General features: G+C 69.5%; 14 protein-coding genes and 17 tRNA genes. 28 read left to right on the plus strand and 3 right to left on the minus strand.

The genetic code is table 11. The features are described from left to right. Positions 1 to 12: 12 nt before the first annotated feature. Positions 13 to 714, minus strand: coding sequence for an endonuclease V (locus G4D85_RS01870; protein ID WP_164007304.1), 702 nt, complete (start codon positions 712 to 714; stop codon positions 13 to 15). Between the two features lie 220 nt (positions 715 to 934). Between G4D85_RS01870 and G4D85_RS01875 the strand changes: the two genes are divergently transcribed. The 3 genes from G4D85_RS01875 (at position 935) to G4D85_RS01885 (ending at position 4,879) form a co-directional block, all read left to right on the plus strand. Next, positions 935 to 1,963 (plus strand): hypothetical protein, encoded by a 1,029-nt coding sequence (locus G4D85_RS01875; RefSeq protein WP_164007306.1) that lies wholly within the window; start codon positions 935 to 937, stop codon positions 1,961 to 1,963. 225 nt (positions 1,964 to 2,188) lie between these two features. After that, positions 2,189 to 3,505 (plus strand): hypothetical protein, encoded by a 1,317-nt coding sequence (locus tag G4D85_RS01880; RefSeq protein WP_240359020.1) that lies wholly within the window; start codon positions 2,189 to 2,191, stop codon positions 3,503 to 3,505. 222 nt (positions 3,506 to 3,727) lie between these two features. Next, the gene (locus G4D85_RS01885; RefSeq protein WP_240359021.1) at positions 3,728 to 4,879 is read left to right on the plus strand and encodes a hypothetical protein; all 1,152 of its coding nucleotides are present in this window, start codon (positions 3,728 to 3,730) and stop codon (positions 4,877 to 4,879) included. Between the two features lie 28 nt (positions 4,880 to 4,907). Here G4D85_RS01885 and G4D85_RS01890 read toward each other — a convergent pair whose 3' ends face one another. Continuing rightward, positions 4,908 to 5,744: a phytochelatin synthase family protein gene (locus G4D85_RS01890; protein WP_164007311.1), complete on the minus strand. Its 837-nt coding sequence runs from the start codon at positions 5,742 to 5,744 to the stop codon at positions 4,908 to 4,910. A gap of 248 nt (positions 5,745 to 5,992) precedes the next feature. Between G4D85_RS01890 and G4D85_RS01895 the strand changes: the two genes are divergently transcribed. The 25 genes from G4D85_RS01895 to G4D85_RS02015 all read left to right on the plus strand — a co-directional run bounded on the left by G4D85_RS01895 (position 5,993) and on the right by G4D85_RS02015 (position 16,222). After that, positions 5,993 to 7,297, plus strand: a complete 1,305-nt coding sequence (locus G4D85_RS01895) for a S8 family peptidase (protein WP_164007313.1) — start codon at positions 5,993 to 5,995, stop codon at positions 7,295 to 7,297. A gap of 281 nt (positions 7,298 to 7,578) precedes the next feature. Next, a complete protein-coding gene (locus tag G4D85_RS01900) occupies positions 7,579 to 7,827 on the plus strand; it encodes a hypothetical protein (RefSeq protein ID WP_164007315.1) in 249 nt (82 codons plus the stop codon). Between the two features lie 9 nt (positions 7,828 to 7,836). Then, positions 7,837 to 8,418, plus strand: a complete 582-nt coding sequence (locus G4D85_RS01905; RefSeq protein WP_164007316.1) for a HesA/MoeB/ThiF family protein — start codon at positions 7,837 to 7,839, stop codon at positions 8,416 to 8,418. Between the two features lie 190 nt (positions 8,419 to 8,608). Then, a complete protein-coding gene (locus G4D85_RS01910; RefSeq protein ID WP_164007318.1) occupies positions 8,609 to 8,773 on the plus strand; it encodes a hypothetical protein in 165 nt (54 codons plus the stop codon). A 94-nt stretch (positions 8,774 to 8,867) separates the two neighbouring features. Further along, a tRNA-Tyr gene (locus G4D85_RS01915) sits at positions 8,868 to 8,952 on the plus strand. Positions 8,953 to 8,983: 31 nt separating this feature from the next. Continuing rightward, a tRNA-Pro gene (locus G4D85_RS01920) sits at positions 8,984 to 9,058 on the plus strand. Between the two features lie 17 nt (positions 9,059 to 9,075). Next, positions 9,076 to 9,146, plus strand: a tRNA-Ile gene (locus G4D85_RS01925). Between the two features lie 8 nt (positions 9,147 to 9,154). Continuing rightward, a tRNA-His gene (locus G4D85_RS01930) sits at positions 9,155 to 9,226 on the plus strand. A 74-nt stretch (positions 9,227 to 9,300) separates the two neighbouring features. Further along, positions 9,301 to 9,371 (plus strand) — tRNA-Lys (locus G4D85_RS01935). Between the two features lie 5 nt (positions 9,372 to 9,376). Then, positions 9,377 to 9,447 (plus strand) — tRNA-Gly (locus G4D85_RS01940). A gap of 10 nt (positions 9,448 to 9,457) precedes the next feature. Continuing rightward, positions 9,458 to 9,529, plus strand: a tRNA-Gln gene (locus G4D85_RS01945). A gap of 26 nt (positions 9,530 to 9,555) precedes the next feature. Further along, positions 9,556 to 9,627 (plus strand) — tRNA-Asn (locus tag G4D85_RS01950). Between the two features lie 9 nt (positions 9,628 to 9,636). Beyond that, positions 9,637 to 9,706 (plus strand) — tRNA-Cys (locus G4D85_RS01955). Between the two features lie 23 nt (positions 9,707 to 9,729). Beyond that, positions 9,730 to 9,802: transfer RNA gene (locus G4D85_RS01960), tRNA-Phe, on the plus strand. A gap of 116 nt (positions 9,803 to 9,918) precedes the next feature. Continuing rightward, positions 9,919 to 9,992 (plus strand) — tRNA-Thr (locus G4D85_RS01965). Between the two features lie 18 nt (positions 9,993 to 10,010). Then, positions 10,011 to 10,081: transfer RNA gene (locus tag G4D85_RS01970), tRNA-Ala, on the plus strand. A gap of 5 nt (positions 10,082 to 10,086) precedes the next feature. Further along, positions 10,087 to 10,161 (plus strand) — tRNA-Arg (locus G4D85_RS01975). A gap of 14 nt (positions 10,162 to 10,175) precedes the next feature. Continuing rightward, positions 10,176 to 10,250 (plus strand) — tRNA-Arg (locus G4D85_RS01980). A gap of 16 nt (positions 10,251 to 10,266) precedes the next feature. Then, positions 10,267 to 10,338: transfer RNA gene (locus G4D85_RS01985), tRNA-Met, on the plus strand. A gap of 136 nt (positions 10,339 to 10,474) precedes the next feature. Beyond that, positions 10,475 to 10,548: transfer RNA gene (locus G4D85_RS01990), tRNA-Leu, on the plus strand. 21 nt (positions 10,549 to 10,569) lie between these two features. Further along, a complete protein-coding gene (locus G4D85_RS01995) occupies positions 10,570 to 11,112 on the plus strand; it encodes an HNH endonuclease (RefSeq protein ID WP_164007320.1) in 543 nt (180 codons plus the stop codon). 170 nt (positions 11,113 to 11,282) lie between these two features. Further along, positions 11,283 to 11,368 (plus strand) — tRNA-Ser (locus tag G4D85_RS02000). A gap of 248 nt (positions 11,369 to 11,616) precedes the next feature. Continuing rightward, on the plus strand, positions 11,617 to 12,222 hold the full coding sequence (locus G4D85_RS02005) for a cytochrome C (RefSeq protein ID WP_164007323.1): 606 nt from the start codon (positions 11,617 to 11,619) through the stop codon (positions 12,220 to 12,222). A gap of 124 nt (positions 12,223 to 12,346) precedes the next feature. Beyond that, a complete protein-coding gene (locus G4D85_RS02010; protein WP_164007325.1) occupies positions 12,347 to 15,169 on the plus strand; it encodes an AAA family ATPase in 2,823 nt (940 codons plus the stop codon). Between the two features lie 36 nt (positions 15,170 to 15,205). Then, entirely contained in the window at positions 15,206 to 16,222 is a 1,017-nt protein-coding gene (locus G4D85_RS02015; RefSeq protein WP_164007327.1) for a DUF3592 domain-containing protein, read from the plus strand. A 10-nt stretch (positions 16,223 to 16,232) separates the two neighbouring features. Here G4D85_RS02015 and G4D85_RS02020 read toward each other — a convergent pair whose 3' ends face one another. Beyond that, positions 16,233 to 16,805, minus strand: a complete 573-nt coding sequence (locus G4D85_RS02020; protein WP_164007329.1) for a hypothetical protein — start codon at positions 16,803 to 16,805, stop codon at positions 16,233 to 16,235. Positions 16,806 to 16,865: the final 60 nt, after the last annotated feature.

Raw genomic sequence — 16,865 nt, forward strand, 5'->3', positions numbered from 1 at the left:
ATCCGTCCCACCTCACTCCAGCTCCGCAGCCTCCCCATCCGCGCGGCGGAGCGCGTTGACGAGCCGGTGCGCATGGCGTGTGGTCTCCGGCTCGCGGTACTTCGGGCTCACCTTCAGCACCAGGTCCACCGCGGTGGGCAGGTCCATCAGGTGGCCCGGAGACACATACACGGGCTGCACGCCCTTGCGAGTGCGCACCGCCATGCCCACCACCTCGCCCCGGTGGGTGATGGGCGCGGTGGAGCCCCGTGCCTCCCCTAACTTCCCGTAGGTGCCCACCAGCAGCGACTTGGCGCAGCCGACGGAGGGGATGTCGAACAGCAGCCCGCCATGGCACGCAATCCCCATCCGGCGGGGGTGCGCCGTGCCCTGCCCGTCGAAGATGAGCACATCCGGGCGCACGGTGAGCCGCTGCCAAGCGACGGCGACGATGGGCAGCTCGCGGAACGACAGCAGGCCGGGCACGTAGGGGAAGGCCAGCTCCACCGCCGCGCCCGACTGGGCCACCGGTGCCAGCGTGGCCGCGTCCAGCACCACGATGCCGCCGAACCCCGTGTCGCGCCCCTTCTCCGTGGAGATGTCCGCGCCTGCCACACGCTCCACCTTCAGCCCGGGCGGAGGCTGGAGCACCAGCAACTCCCGCAGCCGACGCTGCAGCGCCACCGCCTCCGTGGGCGTGACGTCCCAGCGGCTCACCTCCGACTGAAGCTCCATGCGCGCACGCCTCCTGTCACCCCCGCCCTCAATCTGGGGACCGTCGGCCCCGAGGCAACCCACCACGTCACGCTCCTCATACCCAACCGTGGACTAGCGGACGCGTGACGGCCCTCGGGAGCAAATCCCCTGTTCCTTGCCTCACGGCCTCGCGCGCCCCTCGTGTGGAATGCGGAGCCGACGGGCGTAGCGTGGGCCGTCCCAGGCACGGGAGGTCGTGATGCGTCGATTCCTTGCAGGTTGTCTCGCAGTGTCCGCGATGGTGGTGCCCTTCACCGCCAACGCCTCCGAGTGTGGCTACACATCCGCCGGCTGGAACGCCCCGAACGGCGCGGTGGTCTTCGACCGCGGCGAGGGCCCCATCCGCACCGTCATCGACGCCATCGGCGAGTTCCGCACGCACTCCATGCTGTCCCACGGCGCCATCGGCGGCGTGTCCCACGCCACCATGGAGGACCCGGACCAGAACTCGTGGCCTGGCGTGTGTGGGACGCCGCTCAACGTGAATCAGCTCCAGTACGGCTACCCGGGCCTGGAGCAGATCAACCAGGGCGGCATCTACCACTACATGTACAACCCGGACGGGAGCGGCCCGGTGTGGTCGGGGTGGCAGCTCGGCGACGCCATGGGCGCGGCCCAGGTGGCGGACAACCTCTGGTTCAACCACCCCTATGTCAGCGACGTGTCCCACTTCGACTCGGGCCAGTACATCGACCGGCCACTGTGGAACGGCGCGCGCGTGCCCTACTCGCTCTTCCAGTACCGGGACCTCCAGTCCGTCCACCAGATGCCTGGCAGCGCGGCGAACAACGGCATGGTGTGCTCCACCTTCCTCGCCTACGCGCACAACTACGCGGGCCGGGGCTTCGTGCCCGCGTACACGTATCCGCATGAGCGCATCGCCAACGCATCCAACTCGCTCTATTCGGGCGTCTACAACCACTGCAAGGCGTCGCTCGGGTGGTTCGAGAACGCGGCCCTGACGGTCATCTGCCCCATCTTCTGGAACGTGTGCGGCAACGCCGGCAACCAGGTGGCCAACTGCATGGCCGCCGGCCGCTGCGACACGAGCAGCAGCAGCGTCTGGAAGGGCGTGCGCGACAACGCCTCCACCACCGCCACCTCCATCAGCCCGGACCGCATCGGCGGCTGGGGCGTCCACCCCATCGCCTCCACGCTGTGGGCGAGCGACTACTCGCACCAGCTCCAGTGGAACTCGGGTGGCAACGTGTACGGCTGCTGGCAGTGAAGCGCTCCTGCTCCGTACCTGCTCCGGTGCGCCTGAGCGGCAACGCGTACGGCTGCTGGCAGTGCAGCACTCCCTTTCCGCTCCAGCTCCGGTGAGCCTGGGCGGCAACGCGTACGGCTGCTGGCAACAAGGCACTCCCTCTCATTGACCTGAACGCTCTGAACGGATGCGAGGCACCCTCGGATGAAGCCGGTGAACCCACCCTGCTGGAAGCGACGCTGGGCAATGATGCTGGGATTGGCGTTGGTGGTGCTCGGTGTCGGGTGGCTCCTCACCCTGAGCCCCACGACACCGTCCGCGCCGCCGCACACGAGCGCGAGGGCCTCCGTGCCAGACGAGCCTCCCTCCCCCGCGCCGGCGCCAGTCCCCGTCGGCGTCCCCCCCACGGTGGCGGCCGCGTCTCCGGCGGTGCCCGCGCCTCCGCCCGTCATCGACGCGGTGACTGTGGAGAAGCAGGAGGTGTGCTCCGGTGAGGACAACCTCATCAGCGTCCGGGCGCACTCGCCGGATGGCAATGACACGTACCTGCACACGACCATCGGCACGGGCACCGGAATGCGCGTGCCGCTGCGAGTGTGGCTGGAGCCGGATGGGACGTACGAGCTGCCCGTGGTGACGGTCTTCGGGAAGAACAACGTGGCCACGGAGGTGCCGGTGCCGCGCTACAAGGTGAAGCCCTGCGAGCCCGAGCGACTGGTAGAGGTCTTCTCCCGGCGACTCCCCAACGCCGACGAGGACTACGAGTTCCTCGCCCGCATCATCGAAGTGCCGAAGCGGGACGCGGCGCCACGCCCGCCCTTCACGCCGGTGAAGTACGTGTGGACGTTCGACGACCAGCACACGGTGACGACAACCACGCCGGTGGTGTCCCACACCCTGGGCGGTGCGGGAACGCAGCGCTGGGCCATGTACTTCCAGCACCTGGTCCGAGTGGACGTGTTCGATGCGAAGGGCCGGAAGCTGACAGGCCGCTCGTCGCTGCAGGTGCTCAACACGTCGTTCGAGAACTTCGACAAGAAGGGCGTCGTCACCGTGCTGGCGAAGGGCACCCCGCGCTTCCCGGTGCGTGGCGAGGACGGTGTGGTGCGACAGACCTTCCGCCTGTACCACCCATGGAAGGGACTGGTGCGGCTGGAGCGCGTGACAGCCCTTCGCGCCCGGGTGCCGGAGCCTGGCGCTCCGCCGCTGCCGGAGGACGCGGAGGAGGTGTCCCTGGGCGTGGACGCCATTCCCGAAGGCCAGGGCGTGGAGGTGACGGTGTCGCTGGACACGAAGGCCGAGCCCGACGTGTCCGTCGTCACCTACGCGCTGGAGGGGAACACGCTGGACGGACATCCTGCTCGGGGCACCTTCTCGGTGATGCGGCCGCCTCCCCAACCCACGAAGGAGAACAGCACGCCCATCACCGACCCGCTGCTGATGGCGAAGGTGAAGAAAGCCCGCGAGCTGCTGGGACAGCCCTTCGTCACCGACGAGGACCTCTGGCGACTGGAGCGCGAAGGGCGATTCGACGACATCAAGGTCCAGCGCGAGACGCCCTGACCGCCAAGCCTCGGCCGGAATGAACGCTCCTTCCAGGCTCCCCCCGCACCCGGCCAGACCACCCCCCTCCGGCGGAACGAACGTTCCTTCCAGGCGCATCCCCGCCGCCCGGCCGGACCGCCCGGCCGTCCACCGGTCCGGAACGACCGTTCCTTCCGGGCTCGCGACCGGCCACCTCCTGGGCCACCCCGGGTCCCCGGAAACGGAGTGACGTCTCCGAGCATGTCTGGAGATGCCTCTTCCCTCGGTGGCTGGCGGCCCTGGCTCCTGGTGCTGTGCTGCTGGTTACCGGCCTCCGTGCACGCGGAAGGCCCGCCTTACGATGGCGGCAACCCGGCGGTCCTTGCCGCGCCGGAGCCCACCACGGGCGCGCTCCCCACGGAGTCGCTCGATGCGCTGGAGCAGCGCATCCTCGGCAAGGGCTGCGAACCGAAGCTGCTCGGCGACGCCAGGCGACGCTTCATCGAGGCACAGCTCCTCTGTGACGCCCACCTGTCCTTCATCCTCATCCAAGCGGCGCTGGACGGCCACCCACTGCCCGACACGCCCAGACGCCTGAAGGCGCTGCTCGCGGATGCGCTCGGCAGGGCCAGGAGCCCCTTCCTTCGCGGAGAGAGCACGCGCGTCGAGGGGCACACGCTCCCCACCAGCGTGCTCTACCGGGGCTACGTGCTGCTGATGCTCGCGGGCATGGAGCGCGCGGGACTGGGTGATGCGGAGTCCACCGCCCTCTTCGACGCCCTGGCCGCGCAGCTCGTGGACGCGCTCGCGCACCAGCCGCTGCTGCCCAGCTTCGGCCAGTCCATCTGGCCCTGCGACAGCGCTCCGGCCGCCGCGGGCCTGCTGCTGCATGGGCGGCTGCGAGGAAACACCCGCTCACGAGACGCGGGCGAACAGCTCGTCGCGCGGCTCGTGGAGCTCGCGGGCCTGCCCACGGGCTTCCCCGCGAAGGTGGACGCGAAGGGCCGCCCCCTGGAGCCCACGCCTCGCGCCACGACGCTCGCCTGGACGGGTGCATTCCTGGCCATGGCGTCCCACCCGGCGGCGGGGACCTTCACCCGCACCCTGGTGAAGGACTACTGCGGCCGGCCGGCGGGAGACCTCCTGCCCTTCGCCGCGTGCCGGGAGTGGCCTCGGGGCGTGAAGGGGCGGGAGGACTCCGCCAGCGGCCCGCTCGTCCACGGGGGTTATTCCCTCGGGGCCAGCGCCCTGGCCATCGCCGCCACCCGGCTGTCCGGAGAGCACGGGCAGTGGCACGCCCACCTCCTCAACGCCGCGAGGGAAATGGGCATCCGCACCACGCTGGAGCAGCCCCGGAAGCAGCCGCTGGAGGCGTCGCTGTACTGGTGGGGCACCACCGTGCGCCCGTGGTAGCGCGCGGCGGAAGCTCGCGCCCTGGAGGCTACGGGGTGTCGCGCGCCTGGGCGGGCTTGCCCTCCTTGACCAGGAGGTAGCCGCGGTTCTCCTGCGTGTCCGTCGTGCGCATGGAGGCGAACAGGGAGGGCGCCTTCACCCACACCCAGCGCTGGTCCGTGGCATTGACGTCCATGACGAGGAACGAGTCGGACTTCGCGTCATACGCGGCCAGCGGAGAGATATGTCCGCCGCCCTGCTGCTTCAGCACGGGCCGGAAGTAGTTGACGATGACGTAGTCCCCTTCCGTCTTGAGGTTCTGCTTCAGCTCCTCGCGGATGGTGGTGTCCTTCAGCGAGTCGTCGAGGATGCGGAGCTTCACGTCCAGCCCCTGCGCCGCGAGCATCCCCGCGAGCTGGCGGAGCTGGATGCCGCCATCGGGCTTCGCAGCCTCGCCGCGAGGCAGACCGAAGACCTCCGAGCGGGTCTTCACCTCCTGCACCTTCTCGTCGAAGAAGTTGTTCTGGGTATAGCGGTGGAAGAGCGGGTCGAAGCCCGGGGGCAGCACCTTCCGGTCCTCGGCGGACACCAGCAACGGGTCCTGCGGCTTCGCCACCGCGTCATTCCCCATGCGCACGGCGTTGAGGACGATGACGGACGAGGTCGGCCCACAGAAGGCCTTGTTGCCCTGGGACTCGAACTGGTTGGCCAGGTGGAAGAAGTCCACCTTGTGGCGGCTGCGCTCGAGGCGCTTGATGGATTCCGGGGCGGCGAAGGTGACGAGGCCCGGGTCCGTGGGGGTGGCCCCCCTGGCCGGAGCCGTCATGGGCGCGAGGGCGATGAGCCCGCCGCCAAGGACGAGCAGCGTGGTGCGGAGCGTCTTCATGGATGGCGTTTCCTGGAGGAGTGCGCACGGAGCGCGCGGAGGAGCCTGCCACGGACCCGCACAGTGCGGAAATCCCGCACCCACGCCTCCCTGCCTGCTTGGGGCGGCTCCGGCACCACCGAACCGACACAGGTTTCACGCCTGTTCAATGACGGACCCCGCTCTCATCCCTCGGTGCCGAATCAGGGATAAACCGCATTTAGCGTCGATTCGTTTCACCAGGACAACCCCTCTCCTCAAGGTGAAACATGTATCGACACATCCTGAAGTGGACGCTCACGGTAGGCGCGGTGGTGCTGCTGGGTGGGTGCGCGTCGCAGCAGGTCCCGTGCAGGGACCCGGCCGCCGCCCGGGCCACGCTGAGCCAGAAGCGCACCGGGAAGTTCCTCACCGTGCGCAAGAAGGTGCCGGGTGAGTACATCGTCGTGCTCAAGGCGCCGGCGGAGAGCCTCCAGCAGGTCGCGGTGACGCAGGCCACCCAGAGCCTCACCGCGAAGTACGGCGGCGCCGCCTTCGTCGTTTACGAGCACGCGCTGCGCGGCTTCGCCAGCCGGATGAGCGAGGCCCAGGCGCGGGCCATGGCCAGTGACCCGGCCGTGGACTACGTGCAGGAGAACGGCGTGGTGTCCCTCTTCGAGAGCCAGCCGGGCCCCACCTGGGGCATCGACCGGGTGGACCAGCGGGACCTGCCGCTCGACAAGCTCTACATGTACAACGCATCGGGCCTGGGCGTGCACGCCTACATCCTCGACACCGGCGTGCGCTTCTCGCACCGGGAGTTCGGCGGCCGGGCGTCGGTCGGCTTCGACGCCATCGGCGACAGCATGAAGGGCAATGACTGCAACGGCCACGGCACGCACGTGGCGGGCACGGTGGCCGGGAGCACCTACGGCATGGCCAAGAACGCCACCGTCCACTCCGTGCGAGTGCTCGGCTGCGATGGCTCGGGCTCCATCTCCGGCGTCATCGCCGGCATCGACTGGGTGACGAAGAATCACCAGTCCCCCGCGGTCGCCAACATGAGCCTGGGTGGCGAGGGGGACCAGGCGCTCGACGACGCGGTCCGCCGCTCCGTCGCCTCGGGTGTCACCTACGTCGTCGCCGCGGGCAACGAGGACAAGGACGCCTGCAAGCACTCCCCGGCGCGCACGCCCGAGGCCATCACCGTGGCCGCCACCGACAGCGATGACCAGCGTGCGTCCTTCTCCAACTGGGGTGACTGCGTGGACGTCTTCGCGCCGGGCAACAAGATCACCTCCTCGTGGCACTACGGCGACAAGGAGACTCGCGTCCTCAGCGGCACGTCCATGGCGTCTCCCCACGTGGCGGGTGTGGTCGCCCTCTTCCTGGAACTCAACCCGAAGGCCACTCCGGACGAGGTCACCACCTCGCTGATCACCAACTTCAGCCCCGACAAGGTGGCCAACCCCGGCTGGTGCTCGCCCAACCGGATGGCCTACTCGGGCTTCATCGGTGCGGTGCCCCTGCTGCCCACCGTCATGAGGGAGCGCATCCAGGCGCCCGCCCCTGTCAGTGACAGCACCGCGCGGTAACCCTCCCACGCGCGGTGCGTTCCAGGCAGCCCGGCTCCCCTTCACGGGAGGCCGGGCTGTCTGCTGTCCGGAGCACGGCGGCCCAGGCCGCTTCCACGGGGCGTCAGGCAGCACGCCTCCGGGCGCATCCCGAAGCCCGGGCGTACCACCTCCGAAGGTGTCCGGCCCTCGAGCGCCCTGCATGGAGGCGTCAGGAAGCCACCGCCGGCCGCGTCCCGGCGGAGTGCCCGGCCGGCCGCGCTCCCGCGTCCCGCCTGGGGCGTGAGGAGGCACGAGAGGCCATGGCGACGCTCAACATCACCTATGACGGGATGTCCGCGGACGTGCCGGTGGAGCTGGACCGGCCGGTGTCGGACACGGACGTGCGGCGCATCGCCGCGGAGCTGGTGCGCTCCGGCGGAGTGCCCGGACTGCACCTGTCCACCCTGCGCGAGGACGCGTTCCAGCACTACGTCGTCGACCGGTTCCGCGGTGCGCGCGGCGACGAGCGCATCTACCTGCGCCCCAAGGTGCCGTTCGGCGCCCGGTGAGGTGAGGCCATGCGCATCGTCTTCTGTGGCGTGGGGGCCATCGGCTCCTCGGCGGTGGTGCTGTGCCGCAACCTGGAGGCCACGCTGGCCTTCATCGACTTCGACCGGGTGGAGTCCAAGAACCTGCTCGCGCAGGCGTATGTGAAGCCCTCGGTGGGAAAGAACAAGGCCGAGGCCCTCAAGCTGCAGCTCCTCAACCTGCACGGGGTGAAGGCCGAGTCCTTCGGAGTGCGCCTCACCCGCGACAACGTGGAGGCGCTGTGCGGCGGTGGCGACTTGCTGGTGGACTGCTTCGACAACCAGGACAGCCGCCTGCTGCTCAGTGAGTACGCGCGCAAGGCGGGCAAGCCGCTGGTCCACGGGGCGGTGAGCGCGGATGGCAACTTCGGGCTGGTGCGCTGGGATGAGCGCTTCACCCCGGACGCCGAGGACACGGCGGGCCAGGCCACCTGCGAGGGCGGCGCGCACCTTCCCCTCCTGGGCCTGCTGGCCGCGACGCTCGCTCGGGCCGTGCAGGACTTCGTGAAGCATGGGGTGAAGCGCGATGCCCTGGTGAATCTGACGGCGGTCATCCCCACCGCGGGAATCTGAAGAGAAGAGAGAGGCCCCGGAGCTCCCAGAGCTCCGGGGCCTTTCTCTTTCCGGCGCCAGCGCCGCCCCTTTCTCTCTATGGAGAAGCGCCCCCGCCGCCCTCCTGCCTGCCCGCTTCCCGAAAAGAAATCACCCCGCTGTCAGGGATGAATTATCCCCGCGTCAGTCCCCCATGAAAGGAGCGGTGGCCATGAATACGACGACGACGCGGAAGAGCCCGATGGTGAAGTCCCAGCATCCGAACAACAACCTCTGGCACGGCAGCTTCGCCTTCCCGTGCATTCGTCCGGTCGCCGCCCACAGCTTTCCCGTGGGACTCCGTTCGTATCGTGGCTACTCGCCCGACTCCTGCTGACGCTCCCGCCGTGTCACCGACACGCGAAGCCATGCAGAGGCCGGGCTCCCCTCAGGGAACCCGGCCTCTCGGCTTTTGGGCTCCCGCTCCTTCCGGGGACGTAGAGCGTTACGGAGACGCGTCGGCCTGTAGAGCCGGAGCCCGCGAGGGCCCGCTGGGTTCAACTCCCAGCGTCCCCATCACCCCTGTTTCGCAGCACCCGCACCACTCCTGGGTGTAGCTCAGTCTGGCCAGAGCGCACGGTTCGGATCCGTGAGGCCGCAGGTTCAAATCCTGTCACCCAGATACGCAATCGCAGTGCACGGGGCATGGCTTAAAGGCAGAGCTCCCGCTTGATAAGCGGGCGGTCCCGGTTCGAGTCCGGGTGCCCCGACTCCATGTTGGCCAAAGGCGAATGGTGAGCCACCGGATTGTGACTCCGGGGAAGAGGGTTCGATTCCCTCTGGTCAACCAGGCAGTAGCTCTCTGACAACTGAATCGCAGTGGTGAAGCACGCCGCCCGCTTTCGCAGGGGCGGCACGCAATACACCTCCGTAGCTCAACGGCTGAGCACCCGGCTCTTACCCGGGCGGTGAGGGTTCGAATCCCTCCGGAGGTACTCACGCGGGTGTCGTCCAGCGGCAGGACTTCGGTCTCCCATACCGAGGACACGGGTTCGAATCCCGTCACCCGCTTCACATCTATACCGGGGTGGCTAAATGGCTACAGCGGCGGGCTCTGACCCCGCAGATGCAGGTTCGATTCCTGCCCTCGGTTCTCGCAGCACGTAGCACGCAGCACATTCCCCGGTAGCTCAATGGCAGAGCACGCGGCTGTTAACCGCGGGGTTGAAGGTTCGAGTCCTTCCCGGGGAGCTGATTCATGGCCTGTTCCGCCTGGGGCGGCAGCGGTCTGCAAAACCGTTTGGGGCGGGTTCAACTCCCGCACTGGCCTCTCTTCGTCTCACCGCAGCATCTGCCGGCCTGGCGTAGGTGGTCCGCGCGCCTGTCTGAAGCACAGGAGGACTCGGTTCGATTCCGGGGGCCGGCACTCGCAGCACGCAGCACGTCGCACCGCAGCACCGTATAGGCCGCGCTCCGGAGAGCAGCCTCGACTCCAAATCGAAGCCAGTGGGGATCAACACCCCGGCGGCCTGTGTCTCACCCGCTCCTGTAGCTCAGCTGGAAGCAGCACCGGTTTCGTAAACCGGGGGTCGTCGGTTCGAACCCGACCGGGAGCACTTGTCGCACCGCAGTCTGGGATCATGGCTCAATGGGAGAGCGCTCGGCTTGCACCCGAGATGTCCGGGTTCGAATCCCGGTGGTTCCACTTCCGCCTCTGTAGCTCAGTTGGATGAGAGCGCACGGTTCCGAACCGTGAGGCCGCAGGTTCGAGCCCTGCCAGAGGCACTGTCGTCACACACGCTTCCGTAGCTCAGTGGATACAGAGCGGGCGCGTCCTAAGCGCACGGTCGCAGGTTCGAGTCCTGCCGGGAGCACAAGCAACGTCTTTCATGCGGAGTGGGACCGGCTGTCCCACCAGGCCTCATAAGCCTGAGCTGCAGGGTTCGACTCCCTGCTCCGCAACTTCTCATGCACGCCGAGCCAGCTGGAGACGGCGACGGTCCCACACACCGTATCTGCCGGGTTCGATCCCCGGGGCGTGCACACGCAGTCGCAGTGAGCAGCACCGAGGAGTGGTCAGAAGAAGCTCCCGAAGCACGTCCGCGTAGCCCAATTGGGAGAGGCCGCCGGCTCAAACCCGGCCGAGTGCGAGTTCGAATCTCGCCGTGGACATCAACCCAGAGGCGCCGAGTCATGGAGACGCTGGTACTGAGTCAATCCTACGAGCCCGTCGCGCGGGTCCCCTGGCAGCGCGCGGTGATGTTGATCTTCCAGGGCAAGGTCGAGGTGGTCGAGGAGTACGAGGACCGCTTCGTGCGCTCGGTGACGGTGGCGGTGAAGATGCCGTCCGTCATCCGGTTCATCCGCGGGCTGCGCAAGGGCCCCAAGGGTGTGAAGTTCAGCCGGGAGAACGTCTACCTGCGCGACCACTGCCGCTGCCAGTACTGCGGCATCAAGGTGTCGCGGCCCGAGGCCACGTACGACCACGTCCTCCCCCGCGCGCAGGGTGGCAAGACGTGCTGGGAGAACGTCGTCATCGCGTGTGTGCCCTGCAACCAGAAGAAGGGCAACCGCACCCCGGTGGTGGCGAAGATGGCGCTGCGCAGCACGCCGGTGAAGCCGAAGAAGGTGTCTGAGGCGATGCACCTGACCTTCATGTTCGAGAAGGGCATGCCCGTGTCGTGGGGCAAGTTCCTGGGTGACATGGCGTACTGGCACGTGGAGCTGGAGGAGTGAGGAGGCGGCTCCCCGCCCCGTGACTTCCCCGCGCGCCGGCAGGCGGGAGCGCTGCTGCCGGCAACTTTTCCTGGAAGGTCGACACCGAAGGTCGGTGGCCCGTTTCGAAAGCGGTGCGAGCGCCCCGTGCGCTTGGGGTTCGAGTCCCCTGCCTTCCTCTTTTCCTTTCTGGAGCATGCGGGCCGGGTGGCCGGCCGTCTGGCTGGAAACCAGGAGAGCCCCTTGAGGGCTCGTGGTTCGACTCCACCATGCTCCGTCTTTTCTGGAAGTTGGACTGGCGATGGCGCCAGGCCCCGCTGCTACCGGGTGCGAGCCGGCCTTCCGGCTTGAGGTTCGAGTCCTCCGACTTCCGCTCTTCTCCCTGCTGCCCTCCGGGGCCGGGCCCCTGCTCCGGGTGTGCACGGGATGACGTGGTCCCACACCGGCACGCAGCATGGCCGCGTGCCGCGCCGTCCCTAGCCTCCCGCCACCGGGTCTTCCCGGGCGCAGGGAAAGGACGCACACATGAAGGACTTTCGGATGGGGCTGGCGGCGGCGGGACTGGGCTTGCTCACCGTCACGGGTGGCCTCGCGCTGGGATGCGGGTCGGATGGCTCCACGCCGGAGCCCTCGCGGGACCAGCACAGCCAGGTCCCCGTGGGGGCCGAGGACCGCGAGCGCATCGAAATGGGGCTGACGCTCACCCCCGTGCCCGTGAACCTGAATGGGCTGGACCGGGACCTGGTGGGACTGGGCAGCTACATCGTCAACGCCCAGAGCGCCTGCAACGACTGCCATACCAACACGCCCTACGCCGTCGGCGGCAACCCCTTCCTGGGGGAGCCCGAGCAGGTCAATGCCGAGCACTTCCTGGCAGGTGGGATGAGCTTCGGTCCAGGGGTGGTGTCCCCGAACCTCACTCCGAACGCGCAGGGCCTGCCTGCCGGCCTCACCTACGAGGCGTTCCTGGCGCTGATGCGCACCGGCCGAGAGCCGAGTGGGGCCATCCTCCAGGTCATGCCCTGGCCCATCTACGGGAAGATGCGGGACGCGGACCTGCGGGCCATCTACGAGTATCTACGGGCCATTCCCCCGGCCCAGCCAGGGACAGCGCCCGCCCCGGCGCCCTGAGAGCGGCCACTCGCCGCCCGGCCCCGACCTTTCGGGGCCTCTCTGGCGCCCGTCGGGATTGCGCGCTCACCACAGCGGTTCAGCAAGGTTAGAGTGCGCCACCGGCGAGGGGGCGTCTGACGACATGGCGACGAGAAAGAGCGAGGACCAGGAGCGGCTCATCGACCGCGACCTCACCGCGCTGGGCCGCGAGGGCAAGCTGCCGGCGGCGCACGGGGTGGACGCCGCCGTGACGGAGGTGCTCGGCCTGCTCACGCGGGGCGGAAAGCACCCCCTGCTGGCGGGCGAGCCCGGTGTGGGCAAGAGCGCGCTCGTGCAGGAGGTGGCGCGCCGCATCGCCGAGGGGCGCGTGGACGCCGAGCTGTCCCAGGGACGGCTGGTGGAGGTGTCCGTCGCCAACATCCTCGCGCGCAGCACCCAGCGCCAGGCCGCCGAGAGCTTCGAGGAGCTGCTCGCGCACCTGGGCCGACACTCCTGCCCCATCATCTATATCCGGGACTTGCCGGCGGCCCTGGGAGGCCCCCTGGCCCCGGTGGCCGTGCGCGCGCTGCGCACCGGCGGCCTGCGCTTCATCTTCGAGACGGAGCCCAAGCGCGTGCAGGAATTGCTGCGCTCGGACGAGGCGCTGGCCGAGCGGCTCCACCTGCTGCCCCTGCATGAGCCGCCGCTGGAGAAGGCGCGCTGGGTGCTGGGCCGCGTGGCGGAGGAGCTCGAGAAGGAGCTGCGGCTGCCCATCGACCCGGCCGCGTGTGATTTGGCCCTGCGCCTGTCGGCCAAGTTCCTGCTGGCGCAGCGGATGCCGCGCAAGGCGATTGAGCTGCTGAAGGAGACGGCGGCGGAGGCCGCGGGCGCGGCCAAGGACCACGTCGGCCCCGAGGACGTGCTCGCCCGCTTCTGCGCCGCCACCCGCCTGCCCCGCTTCGTGGTGGACGACACGATGCCGCTGGATTTGGACGAGACGGAGCGCTTCTTCGGGGAGCGGCTGCTCGGCCAGACGGACGCGGTGGGCGCGGTGCTGCGCTCGGTGGCGCTCTTGAAGGCGGGCCTCAATGACCCGCGCCGGCCGCTGGGCGTGTTCCTCTTCGCGGGCCCCACGGGCGTGGGCAAGACGCAGTTGGCGAAGCTGCTGGCGGAGTACCTCTTCGGCTCGGCGGACAGGCTGGTGCGCCTGAACATGGCGGACTACCCCAACGACGGCGACGAGAGCGTCCCCTTCGGCGCGTCGTGGGCCCCGGCCCTGGAGACGCGGCGCGGCGAGCTGAGCGCGCTGCTGGACGGCAAGGTGTTCACCGTGCTGCTGCTCGACGAGTTCGAGAAGGCGGCGCGCAGCGTGCACGACCGCTTCCTCCAGCTCTTCGACGAGGGCACCTTCGTCAACGGGGCCGGCGAGACGGTGTCGTGCAACAACACGCTCATCGTCGCCACGTCCAACGTGGGCGCGGAGGTGTACCGCGAGTCCGGCATGGGCTTCGTGGGCCACAAGCGCTCGGAGGAGATGGTGACGGAGGTGGACCGCCGCATCGGCGAGGCCTTCCGCCCGGAGTTCCTCAACCGCTTCGACGCCATCTGCCACTTCCGGCCGCTGTCCAAGGTGGACATCCGCAAGATTGCCCAGCGCGAGGTGGGCCGCGTGCTGGAGCGCGAGGGCATCCGCGCCCGCGCGCTGGACGTGGAGGTGACGCCGCAGGTGGTGGACCTCCTCGTGGAGCGCGGCTACTCGCCGCAGTTCGGCGCGCGCTACCTGCAGCGGGAAATCGAGAAGACGCTCACCGCGGCGCTGGCGGTGGAGATTGCGCGCAAGCCGCTGCCTCCGGGCACGCCGGTGCGGGTGGAGACGCGGCCGGGGAGCCGGGTGGTGGCCGTGGCGGAGCCGCCCGCGGCACCGCCCTCGCCCACCGCGCAGCTCCTGCTGCCTTCGGCCCGCGCGGCCCCGGTGAAGCGGCGGCTGGACCGCAAGTCGCTCCTGTTCGAGATGGACCGGCTGGTGGGCAAGACGCGCGCGCTGGCCGTGTCCTCGGGCCGGCCGGAGCTGGAGCAGCGGCGCGCGGCGCTGCTGGCGGAGACTCAGGCGCCCAACCTGTGGGACGACCCCACGCGCGCGGCGGAGGTCATCCGGGCCTTCCGCTCGGTGGAGGCGAACCTCAACGAGCTGGAGCGGCTGGAGGCCGCGTGCCTCTTCGCGCGGCGGCTGGTGCGCGAGGCGAAGAACGAGGTGCAGCTCGCCTCCGCGGCGAAGCAGGTGGAGGACGTCGCACGCGAGGTGCAGATGGCGGAGGCGCTCCACGCGTCCGGCTCCACCCCGCAGGACAACGAGGCGCTGGTGGACATCTGCGCCAGCGACGCGGCGGAGGCGCAGGACGCGTGGGTGCAGGAGCTGGCCACCATGTACCTGGGCTGGGCGCAGCGGCGCGGCTACGAGGCCGTGGCGGTGGCCGAGGCGGAGGAGCCCGCGCGCGTGGTGGTGCGCATCGCCGGCCCTGGCGCCTACGGCTTCCTCGCGGGCGAGGCGGGCATGCACCGCCGCCTGGAGGACGAGAAGCGCCAGCGCGCGTACGTGCGCGTGCATCGGGGCGGCGCGCTGTCGGAAGACGAGCTGGAGCTGCTGGACGTGCAGGGCCGTCCGGTGAAGAGCCACGAGGGCTCCTACCTGCAGCGCGTGCGCACGGAGGTGACGGTGAAGGACGAGTCCACCGGGCGCGTGCTCACGCTCACCGGCGCGGGCGAACTGGACGAACTGAAGGACATTGCCTCGCGCGTGGTGTTCGGGCAGGGCGGCTCCACGGACGAGGCCCGGCGCTACTACGTGGGCCGGGGCGCCCGGGTGGAGGACCCGCGCACCGGCGCCGGCAGCCCGCGCGTGAAGGACGTGATGCGGGGCGAGCTGGACGTGTTCATCGCCGCGTGGATTTCCCGCCCGCCCGCGGAGCCACCCGTCACGGGGAGCTGAGGCAGAAGCACCCTGCTCGGGGCTAGGCTGTGGCCCATGCGCCTCAAGTCGGGCTCGCCTCTCTTCTTCGTGCTGCTGTGGTCCGTCGTCGCCCTGGGGGCCGATGCGTTCGTCCTCCTGAGCATCGCCCGCGGCCTCCGCACGGCGACCTGGCCCGAGGCGCCGGGCACCATCCTGGACAGCTCGGTGAAGGCGCACCGGGGCAGCAAGGGGACCACCTACAGGCTGTCCGTGCGCTACAGCTATTCGGTGGACGGGCAGTCGTATGAGGGCACCCGGCACCGCCATGCCATCTGGAGCACCACCAACAGCAAGGTGATAGGGGCCCAGCTTCAGCGCTACCCCGCGGGCGCCCAGGTCACCGTGTCCCACTCGCCGGACGCCACCGACTCCGTGCTGGAGCCCGGAGCCAGCGGTGTGGACATCTTCCTGCTGCTCATCCTCTTCCCCTTCAACGTGGTGCTGCTGGCAACCACGCGCGCCGCGTTGCGAAGCACGAGGCCAGAGGAGGTCGCGGTGGCCGCCGTGCAACGCAGCGGCCGCCTGCACGTGGTGCTCAATGACACGCCACCGAAGCTCGCGGGCGCCTACGGTGCGGGCGGCGCGGCCATCGCGGCCGTCTTCGGCGTGGGCATCCCCGTCGGCTTCGACCCGCGCCTGTCCGTCGCGCTGTTCTCGTGGGCCGCCGTCGCGGCGGCGGGCATGGCCGCGGCGGGGTGGATGCGGGCGCGGGTGGACTCCGGCCACTACGACCTCGTGCTCTCCCCTCGCGCGCGTCGCCTGTCCCTGCCCGCCAGCTCTGGCCGCAAGGAGCGGCTGGACGTGCAGTGGGACGAGGTCCAGGCCATCACCGTGGTTCCCCACGAGGAGACGACGAGCAGGGGCGTCCGGACGACGTACCGTCCCACTCTCGTGCTCACCGGCGAGGTCCAGCCCCGTCAGGTGGTCGTCTTCGACGAGCCCGACGAGGGCAGGGCCGAGGCGCTGGCGGCCTGGCTGCGGGCCCAGCTGAAGCTGGACACAGCAGCGGGCCCGGCCTGGCTGTCCGCCTGAAGTCTCCGCGTCAGCGAGCCCGCTGGGCTACCCGGGCGGGCGGGTTCGCGCCGGGCGCCGAGGCCATGGACTGGCCAAGCTTCCTGGCGCTCTGCGGGAAGGGCCCACGGGCCACTTCCTCACCCGAGGGGCTCAGCACCTTCGCGACGACCTGGTCGAAGCCCTTCTTGAGGCCCATCGACTTGTGGGGCTCGCCCTTCGAGTCCGCCACCATGTACAGCGACGACTCCAGCTCCGCCGGCACCGCCTGCCCGTGCTTGCGGAACATCTGCTTCATCAGGTCGAGCGACTCGCGGTGGCTCTTGCGAATCTCCCCCTTCGCCATGCCCTTGAAGAGGCCGGGCACGTCCCGCAGGTCCACGTGGACCACGACGATGGGCTTCTCCTCGCGCACGTCGTAGATGAACTGGTACACGTGCTGACGCAGCTCGTCACGAGTCCCCTTGTTGGCATAGAGCACCACCGTGGGCCGGCCCTGGCCGATGGGGACGTCCTTGCCGAATACGTCCTGGAGCCCGGCAGCCTGCGCGGGGAGTGCTCCTACCAGTGCCAGCAGACCTGCGAGTGCCGCGATCATCCTCATGTGACGTATCCCTTTCGTGTCGAATTGCGGAGTCCTGACGAACAGGGCGATGCGTGTCCT

This window comes from Pyxidicoccus trucidator, from assembly GCF_010894435.1.
Classification (GTDB): Bacteria; Myxococcota; Myxococcia; order Myxococcales; family Myxococcaceae; genus Myxococcus; species Myxococcus trucidator.